The sequence below is a fragment of the Mycolicibacterium sp. XJ662 genome, assembly GCF_053484035.1.
Genome location: NZ_JBEFTL010000029.1, coordinates 1 through 1,323, shown reverse-complemented (window position 1 = coordinate 1,323; position 1,323 = coordinate 1). Strand labels below are relative to the sequence as shown.

The 1,323-nt window shown below is 57.7% G+C and carries 1 protein-coding gene; it reads right to left on the bottom strand.

Annotated elements, in window-relative coordinates:
• Window positions 1-44: 44 nt before the first annotated feature.
• Window positions 45-1,217 (bottom strand): Rieske 2Fe-2S domain-containing protein, encoded by a 1,173-nt coding sequence (locus ABQE93_RS27030; protein ID WP_205871007.1) that lies wholly within the window; start codon window positions 1,215-1,217, stop codon window positions 45-47.
• Window positions 1,218-1,323 lie beyond the last annotated feature (106 nt).

Here is a 1,323-nt window from a genome sequence, read left to right as displayed (position 1 = left end):
ACCAGCGTCGATGAAGTGCTCTTCTGCTGTTGTTGCGGTGGTTGTCATGTGTTGTCCGGGGTGGTGTTGGGGATGCGGGTGATACCGCGGGCGTGGGTTGAGGCCAGTTGGCGCCATTTGGTGATGCACATGTCGGGGGGAAAGAGGTGTTCGTTGGCCCAACCGTTTTGGCTGCCGTAGAACTCCTGCTGGGCTTCGCGCGCCCATACGTCGTCGTCGTTGAATCCGTGCAGCGCAAGATCACGCCATTTGGTGTCAAATTCCTCTGTGTAAGCGGCGATATCAGCATCGGAAGCCACCTTGCGTTGCAGCACCTGGAAGTACTCGTGATGAGTGGCATCGATAGCGACGTAGAACTCGTATTGAATCAAGCTGGGATCAGGGAACGGATCAACTTTGAGCACCCCGGGCAGCCAGACACTGACCTGAGCCGCAACGCGCTTCTCATCTCCGGCGAACTGGTATTGCAGGACCGAATGCCCATCCAACTTTGCATCGAATACCGGCTGGTAGTTCTGGGCCAGGTTGTCAACAACTCCCTTGGGCCAGCCGTGAGCGTGCACATCCATCGCGCCGCGATCGGCCGGCACAAACCCGAACGGCAACGCAATGTTGTTCCCTTTTATCAACGGAGAGTTGCGATGCATGAAGATGTGGGTTGTATCAAACCCGTTCTCCACCCCTAGCCGCCAGTTCGAATCCACCGTGCGTCGAATACCCAAACAATGGGTATCAGCATCCAAAAATCCCGGCGGCACATCCTCACTCAGATCATGCGGCGGTTCATCGCCGATGAACACGAACACCAAACCCTGACGTTCCTGCACAGCGAACACCGGGATCTTGACCTGGCCAACCACCGGCGAGTTCGGCGACGTCAGCACATCAACAAGCTCCCCAGTTTCAAGGGAGTAAGTCCACCCGTGATACCAACACGACACCGTACCCTTCAAAAAGCACAGCGGCTCAGCGGAAAACCGCACCCCTCGATGCGCGCACCGATCGATTATCGCCCGCACCCGGCCCTGCGCACGGGTGAGCAAAATCTGGCGACCCAGCACCTTCACCGAAACGAACCCGCCCTCAACCAACTCATGGCTGAACACCGCGGGATGCCAATGATTGTCAAACCCCCACTCCGCCTGCAAATACCGCGGCCACTTCGAGCCCGACGACTCCCCCACACCCGACTCAGAACGCTGATCAGCAACAGTCACCAGACACATCCCCTCAACCAAGACACCAACCACATGCCCAGCGACTATGCCAACCCAACCCCCCCAAGACATCCGTCAAACTACCGACCCCACTACCGAATACTGG